The 7,693-nt window shown below is 23.2% G+C and carries 6 protein-coding genes and 1 pseudogene; 3 read left to right on the plus strand and 4 right to left on the minus strand.

What is annotated here, in order from left to right; translation table 11 throughout:
- Nucleotides 1-25: 25 nt before the first annotated feature.
- From MDPP_RS00420 to rpsT, 4 genes are all read right to left on the minus strand, one after another.
- Nucleotides 26-940: an RluA family pseudouridine synthase gene (locus tag MDPP_RS00420; RefSeq protein WP_144658232.1), complete on the minus strand. Its 915-nt coding sequence runs from the start codon at nucleotides 938-940 to the stop codon at nucleotides 26-28.
- A 123-nt stretch (nucleotides 941-1,063) separates the two neighbouring features.
- Complete coding sequence (gene ftsH, locus MDPP_RS00425) at nucleotides 1,064-3,022, minus strand: ATP-dependent zinc metalloprotease FtsH (protein ID WP_144658233.1); 1,959 nt, start codon at nucleotides 3,020-3,022, stop codon at nucleotides 1,064-1,066.
- A gap of 120 nt (nucleotides 3,023-3,142) precedes the next feature.
- The gene (serS, locus tag MDPP_RS00430; protein WP_144658234.1) at nucleotides 3,143-4,420 is read right to left on the minus strand and encodes a serine--tRNA ligase; all 1,278 of its coding nucleotides are present in this window, start codon (nucleotides 4,418-4,420) and stop codon (nucleotides 3,143-3,145) included.
- A 446-nt stretch (nucleotides 4,421-4,866) separates the two neighbouring features.
- The gene (gene rpsT, locus MDPP_RS00435; RefSeq protein ID WP_144658235.1) at nucleotides 4,867-5,130 is read right to left on the minus strand and encodes a 30S ribosomal protein S20; all 264 of its coding nucleotides are present in this window, start codon (nucleotides 5,128-5,130) and stop codon (nucleotides 4,867-4,869) included.
- 655 nt (nucleotides 5,131-5,785) lie between these two features.
- Between rpsT and MDPP_RS00440 the strand changes: the two genes are divergently transcribed.
- From MDPP_RS00440 to MDPP_RS00450, 3 genes and pseudogenes are all read left to right on the plus strand, one after another.
- The gene (locus MDPP_RS00440; RefSeq protein WP_144658236.1) at nucleotides 5,786-6,478 is read left to right on the plus strand and encodes a CDP-alcohol phosphatidyltransferase family protein; all 693 of its coding nucleotides are present in this window, start codon (nucleotides 5,786-5,788) and stop codon (nucleotides 6,476-6,478) included.
- 31 nt (nucleotides 6,479-6,509) lie between these two features.
- On the plus strand, nucleotides 6,510-7,526 hold the full coding sequence (gene recA, locus MDPP_RS00445; RefSeq protein ID WP_186390718.1) for a recombinase RecA: 1,017 nt from the start codon (nucleotides 6,510-6,512) through the stop codon (nucleotides 7,524-7,526).
- Nucleotides 7,523-7,693 (plus strand): annotated as a pseudogene (locus tag MDPP_RS00450) (ribonucleotide-diphosphate reductase subunit beta); the annotation flags it as partial. The gene recA and the pseudogene MDPP_RS00450, both read left to right, overlap by 4 nt.

The raw sequence follows: 7,693 nt of genomic DNA on the forward strand, positions 1-7,693 counted from the left end.
TAATAAAATTATCTTGAAATAAAAATTACATTTTTGATTTTGATAATAATTGATTTAAAAATTCTTGAAAATGAGGAAATAAAGTAGATTCAAAAAATAAAGATTTTTTTGTCTTAGGATGAATAAAAATTATATTTTTAGAATGTAATAATTGCATTTGAGGCTCTTTTTGTGTTTTTCTTCCGTATAAAGGATCACCGACAATCGGATGCTGCAAATAAGATAGATGAACTCTAATTTGATGGGTTCTTCCTGTTTCTAATTCTAATTCTAATAAAGAAAAATTTTCAAATCTTCTAATAGTTTTAAAATGAGTTATAGCATTTTTTCCTTTAAAAAAGACCATTTTCTTTAAACGATTATTATGATCTCTATTAATAGGTAAATTAATAGTTCCTTTATAACCTAAAAAACCATGAATTAAAGCCCAATAAATTCTTTTAATTTTTTTCTGTTGGAGCATTTTTTGCATCTCAACAACAATTTCATCTTTTTTGCCGACCAAAATTAATCCCGTAGTATCTTTATCTAAACGATGTATAATGCCAGGCCTAAAACCTTTTAATTTTGAAAAATCTTTAATTTGATAAAGCAAACCATTAATTAAAGTAACACCAGTATAACTTAAACAAGGATGTGTAACTAAATTAGGTGGTTTATTAATAACAATTAAATAATCATCTTCATATATAATTTGTAAATTTAAATTTATAGGTCGATAATCATCAATCGCAAAAGATAATGGTTTTTTGTCTTGTTGAAAAGTAACAAAATCATCTTTTTTTAAAAAATAACTTTTTTTTACAATTTGATTATTAACGAAAATACTTTTATTCATGATTAAAAAACAAGATTTATTCCTACTCAAATTTAGTTTTTGAGCTAAAAAAAAATCTAATCGAAAACCATGTTCTTTCTGAGCAACAATAAAACTTTTCATATATACATTATTATATAATAAAAATTCTAAAATTTACTTTCTTTCAAAAAAAGACAAATATATATGATTAATTCAAAAAATCAAAATAAATTATAGATAATAATTTAATTTTGGAAATTCAAATTATATTTTATTTTTATCATTTTCGTTTTGTACTGTTTTTTGATCTTCTTTTTGATCTATTATATTTAAATCAATATATTCGCTTGAAACATTTTGTTTTTTTTCCTCTTCGAACCAAAATAACATACCTGTTTTATCAATTTCATCAATATCTTTTTTAGATAAAGTTTCTAAATCTATTAAATACTCAGAAATTTTAGATAAAAGTTCTTTATTTGCAGAAATAATTTTCTTAGCCATTTCATAACAATTTGATATAATTTCTTGAATAGCTTGATCAATTTCTAAAGCTTTTGGATCTGAAAAATTTTTATGAAAATATTTTTCATCTTCTACGAATTGTGTTAATCCTATTTTGCTCATTCCAAATTTAGTAACCATCATTCTCGCGATTTCTGTTGCTCTTTCGAAATCTCCAACAGCCCCGTTTGAAATATCATCTAAAAACAATTCTTCCGATGCTCTTCCGCCTAATAAAATAGTAATTTCAGCCAATAATTTTTTCTTGGAAGAAAAAAATAATTCTTCTTCATCCAATATCAAATTATAACCACCCGCATCGCCACGAGGGATAATAGTTACTTTTTGTACTTTTTTAGAATCTGGCAAACGTAATCCAATAACAGCATGTCCAGCTTCATGATAAGCCACCATTTTTTTCTCTTTTTCAGAATATTTTCTACTTTTCTTAGCAGGGCCCATTAAAATACGATCAGTAGCTTCACTTAAGATTTTTTTATCAATAAAAGAAGATTTTTTGCGAATAGCTAATAAAGCAGCTTCGTTTAAAATACCTTCTAATTGTGCTCCGCTCATTCCTGGAGTTTGTTTAGCTAATTCTTCTAAATTAACATCAGGTCCTAATTTTTTATTAGAAGCGTGTAATTTCAAAATAGCTTCTCTATCTTTCAAATTAGGTAAATTAACACGAAAAATACGATCAAATCTTCCTGGTCTTAATAAAGCTGAATCTAACATTCTTGGTTTATTAGTTGCCGCTATTACAATAACGCCTGTATTTTGATTATAACCATCTAATTCCACTAATAATTGATTTAAAGCTTGTTCTTGTTCCGCAAAATTAGAATGAGAACCTCTTTTACGAGCAATAGTTTCAATTTCATCTATGAAAATAATACAAGGAGCGTTTTTCTTAGCTTTCTTAAATAAATTTCTCATACGAAGAGCAGCTAAACCCGCGTACATTTCTACAAATTCAGAACCTGAAACTGCTATAAAAAGCACACCTGCTTCACCAGCTAAAGCTTTTGCTAATAAAGTTTTTCCGGTACCTGGTAAGCCAGATAATAAAATACCTTTCGGGATTCTAGCTCCCATTTCAACATATTTTTGAGAATTTTTAAGAAAATCTACTAACTCTTTCATTTCTTCTTTTTCTTCTTGAGCGCCGGCAATATCTTTAAAAGTTATATCAGGTTTTCGAGAACGTAAAAAATCAAGAAACTCATTATTAGGAGATTTATCTTGACCTTGTTTATCCATAAATTGTTCTAATAAAGGAGAAATTGTAAATTTTAATGATGTATATAAATAATAAAAAAATAAAATACTTAAACACATAGAAAAACCAGCAAGAAAAGAATCTTTAAAATTTGCTAAATGATCTTGCTTTGGTTCTACACCACTAATTATAGAATTTTTTTCTTTACCTTCTATTTTATCACATATTTTATTATATTGAAAAATATTCACCCATGGATATTTTTTTATTTGACCATTTAACAAAGTTATTTTAATATTATAAAAAGAATCACTCATCAAAGTAGGTTCAATTTTTTTAATTTCATCTTTTTCTAAAAAATCCAATATTTCCAATGCATTTGGGCCAATTGAAGGTTCATTTATGATATAAAATAAAGGTGCCATTATATGATATAACATAATTATAATAATAATATGCCAAATATTAATCTTTTTTAAAATATCTTTTAATTCCATATCTCTACCTATAGTATTTTTTTAAATTTTGAAAAAATTTTAAATTATCTTTTAGCAAAAAAAATACTAACACTTATTAATATAATATATAATTCAAAAATAAAACAATTTATAAAAAAATTACTTAATAATGTCTGTTCCCATATAACTACACAAAACTTCAGGAATTGTAACACTTCCATCATCATTTTGATAATTTTCTATAATAGCTGCTAATGTTCTACCAATAGCTAAAGCAGAACCATTTAAAGTATGCACATATTTTTTTGAAATTTTTTTAGAATCAAGAAATTTAATATTAGATCTTATAGCTTGGAATGATTCTGCATTACTAATAGAAGCAATTTCATAATAACACTTTTGCCCAGGGAAAAAAACTTCAATATCATATGTTTTAGCCATACTAAAACCTAAATCGTTCGCGTCTAAAACTACAACTTTATATGGTAATTTTAACTTTTTTAAAATATCTTCAGAATCTTTTAACATTTCTTCTAAATGTTTGTAAGAAAAATAAGGTTCTACAAATTGAATTAATTCTATTTTATTAAATTGTTTTTGTCTCAAAATCCCTCTTGTATTAGAACCTGATGCACCAGCTTCTTGTCGAAAACAAGTTGTGAATCCCACATATTTTATAGGCAACTGATTAATATTTAATATTTCGTTTCGATGAAAATTAATAATAGGTACTTCTGCTGTAGGATTCAAATACCAATCTTTTTGATCTAAGTCTAAACGAAAAAGTTCCTTTTTAAATTTAGGCAATTGGCCTGTAGCATACATAGAACTTTCATTAACAATAAAAGGTGGAAATATCTCTTGATATCCTTTTTGTATATGAGTATCAATCATAAAATTAATTAAAGATCTTTCTAAGCGAGCTCCTAAACCTTTTGCAACAACAAACTTACTACCTACAATTTTGGAAGCTCTTTTAAAATCTAAAATATCTAATTGTTTCCCTAATTCTAAATGATTTTTTATCGGAAAAGAGAATATTCGAGGTTCTAAAAAACTATAAACTTCTAATGAATTATTTTTATTTTTAGTTCCTTGAGGAACAGAAAAATGAGGTATATTAGGAACAAAAGATAAAATATCAAATATTTTATGATCAATAATCGATAATCTTTCTTCTAATTCTTTTATTTTTTGTTTCGAAATTTTCTCTTTGCAAAATAAATCTTCTTTCAATTCATAATTATCTTGAATTTTATTAATATTATGAGATAAATCATTTTTATGAAATCTCAACATTTCTATTTGAGAAATTAATTCTTTCCTAGAATGATTCAAAGGCAATAAATCTTTTAAAAAAGAAAAATCGTTTCCTCTTTTTGATAGTTTTTCAATAACTAAATTTATATTTGAGATAACAAATTTTAAATCTAACACTTATAAGATAACCTCATAAAAAAAATTTATAAATTACTATTTTATTTTCTTATTGATTTTATTAATTAAGAAATAATGAAAAAATTAAATTCAAAATATTAATATAATATCAATAATATCCATGCATAATACAAAATAGTAATATTCATATTACAAAAATTATTTAATTTTTATTTTTCATGATTAAAAAAAATTAATCAATAAAATAATTAATAACACGAATAATTAATTTACATCTAACTTGTAATAAAATACAATTTAATATATTAATACTAATTAGTGTTTTAGTATTATAAAAAATGTTTATAATCAAATTCTATATTTATAATAACATAAAATAAACCTAACATATATTACATGTTTATGTTTAATATTTAATAATCTATTTTGAAAAAATAAAAGATACAATTATCGTCAATAATATCAATTATCATTATCATATCTTATTATTTAATAGTGTTTTTTAACTTGGATAAATTAGATTTATGCCTTGAGACAAAATTTTTATGATAAATTTTTTTAGATAAACCTTTATCTAAAGCTGAAATGCTAAGATCAAAAAACAAATTCATTTGTTGTTTATTTTCGTCAGTCGCAAATCCTTTAAATTTCTTAATTAGAGTTTTAGTACGCGATTTAAAACAACTATTTTTCAATCTACGTTTTTGATCAGTTTTAATACGTTTTTTTTGTTGTTTAATATTTGCCATAATTTAAATTTTCCTTAATTTCCTTCTTTAAATTAAATTTTTTAATTAAATAAAATCGATGTTAAAATTTTAAATCTTTAATTAACGTAAAAAATATTTTTAAATTTATGATTAATATGTATTTAATGATAATATTTCCTAATTCTAGTATTATCATAAAAAATTCAAAATTTAATAACGCTTTTTTTGCACACTAACAAAAAATTATTTTATTATCTATTTTTTAAAATATTTTTTTCTATTAGTATCAATAAATACATTAATATAATATAATAAATATTATTAAAAATTACTTTAAATTTTAAAAATTAATTTAAAAAATATTTATATAATAAATATTATTACAAAAAATACTATGAATCTAAAAATTAAAAATAAAAATAAACTTAAAAATCTATAGAATAATCTAAAAAAGAAAAGATAAAAAATTAAAAGAATTGCTATAATTGTATTATGTTAAAATTAAATATATATAGGGATGAAAAAAATATATAGAAAAAATTAATTTTCAAAATAAAAATTCGAAATTAATTAATATTATAAAAATATTTTTAAAATTGCCTAATTAATCTAATTAATGAATTTATTTTAAAAAACGAAAAATTAATTTTCATCAATGTTATGTAAGTGAATATGAGGTATAAAATATAAAAAAATGAAAAAATTTACAAGAATAGTAGCTAATTTACTTACCCTATTTCGTATTTGTTTAGTTTTTGTAATGTTACCTTTTTTATTTTATATCGAGAAGAAACAAATAAAAATTGAATCTACATCTACATTTATAAAATTTTTTAAAGATTCAAGGATTTGGTTCAGTATTATTTTTTTATTAGCGAGTATAACAGATTATTTAGATGGATATATTGCTAAAAAATTTAAAAAACAAAGTATTTTCGGTAAATTTTTTGATCCAATAGCTGATAAACTATTAGTTATTATTTCTTTTTTATATATTCATTTATTATGTAATAAAGCAGTATTGTTTGAAGATTATCAAATAGAAGAAAATATTGAATATTATGTTTTAGGCGTTCTTGTCCTAAGTATTATGAGAGATTTTTTAATTATGGGTGTGCGTTTAATAGCTTTTGAACAAAAAAAAATTATAAAATCATCTTTTTTAGGAAAATTAAAAACTATTTTCGCTTTTATATCTATAATTTTTATTTTATTATCTAATATAATTAGACAATCTTTTGTAGAAACATGTTCTGTAAATACAATACATATGTTGATTAAATCTTGTTTAATTATAAATGCTGTTTGCATCTTTATTTCTGGTTTATATTACATAATAAAACATTTCAAAATTATTGAAAAAAATTTCTATAATAAACAAAAATAAATATAAAAATATAAGGAAAAGAAAATTAATTATGAATAAAGAAAATAAAGTTATAAATAATGATGAAAATAAAAACATATTAGAACAAACACTTAAAGACATTGAAAAACGTTTTGGCAAAGGCAGTATTATGAGATTAAATTCTGAAAAGATAAATAAATTAGAAGTAATACCGACAGGTTCTTTGGCTTTAGATATTGCTCTCGAAATAGGAGGTTTTCCAAAAGGAAGAGTTGTTGAAATTTTTGGTCCAGAAAGTTCAGGAAAAACTACATTAACATTACATGCTGTAGCAGAAGCGCAAAAAAAAGGAGGATATGTAGCTTTTATAGATTTAGAAAATGCTTTAGATGCGCAATATGCTAAAAAAATAGGAGTTGATATTAATAACTTTATAATTTCTCAACCTGATTCAGCCGAAAAAGCTCTAGATATTGTAGAAATGCTAATTAAAAGCAGAAGTGTTAGCTTAATTGTTTTAGATTCGGTCGCCGCTTTAACTCCTGAAGCCGAACTAAGAGGCGAAAGTGGAGATTCTCATATGGGATTACATGCTCGTATCATGGGACAAGCAATGAGAAAACAATCTACTATTATATCAAAAAATAATACTACTGTTATTTATGTAAACCAATTAAGAGAAAAAGTAGGAAATATTTATGGGAGTTCTGAAACAACTCCAGGTGGAAAAGCTTTAAAATATTTCGCTTCTTTAAGATTAGACATAAGAAGAACCGAATATATTAAAGATAATAATAATAATATTTTAGGTATTAAATCTAATGTTAAAGTTGTTAAATCTAAAGTTTCTTCTCCTTTTAAAAAGGCTACTTTAGAAATAATCTATAATCAAGGAATTTCGAGACAAGGAGAAATATTAGATTTAGCCGTAGAACTAGATTTAATTCAAAAAAGTGGCACTTGGTATAATTATAAAAATAAACCAATAGGTCAAGGTAAAGAAAAAGTTAAAGAATTTTTGGAACAAAATCCCAATATAGCTAAAGATTTAGAAATGAAAATAAAGCAAAAACATAACTTATCATGAATAAAAAAGTTAAAATAAAAGAATTTAAATATAATGCAGCAAATTGGAATATTCTGGAAGATCCTTATACCCAATTTTTTTACGAGCAAAATTTAAGTCAATTTTGGCGTCCTGAGGATATTAGTTTGCAAAGCGATCTCCATGTTTGGGAAAAATTAACCCCTGAA

The organism is Candidatus Phytoplasma pini (assembly GCF_007821455.1).
Classification (GTDB): domain Bacteria; phylum Bacillota_I; class Bacilli_A; order Acholeplasmatales; family Acholeplasmataceae; genus Phytoplasma; species Phytoplasma pini.

What these genes read in the sequence shown, in the direction of transcription:
- MDPP_RS00420 (WP_144658232.1), bottom strand. Translation starts at nt 940, where the DNA reads ATGAAAAGTTTTATTGTTGCTCAGAAAGAACATGGTTTTCGATTAGAT.
- ftsH (WP_144658233.1), bottom strand. Translation starts at nt 3,022, where the DNA reads ATGGAATTAAAAGATATTTTAAAAAAGATTAATATTTGGCATATTATT.
- rpsT (WP_144658235.1), bottom strand. Translation starts at nt 5,130, where the DNA reads ATGGCAAATATTAAACAACAAAAAAAACGTATTAAAACTGATCAAAAA.
- MDPP_RS00440 (WP_144658236.1), top strand. Translation starts at nt 5,786, where the DNA reads ATGAAAAAATTTACAAGAATAGTAGCTAATTTACTTACCCTATTTCGT.
- recA (WP_186390718.1), top strand. Translation starts at nt 6,510, where the DNA reads ATGAATAAAGAAAATAAAGTTATAAATAATGATGAAAATAAAAACATA.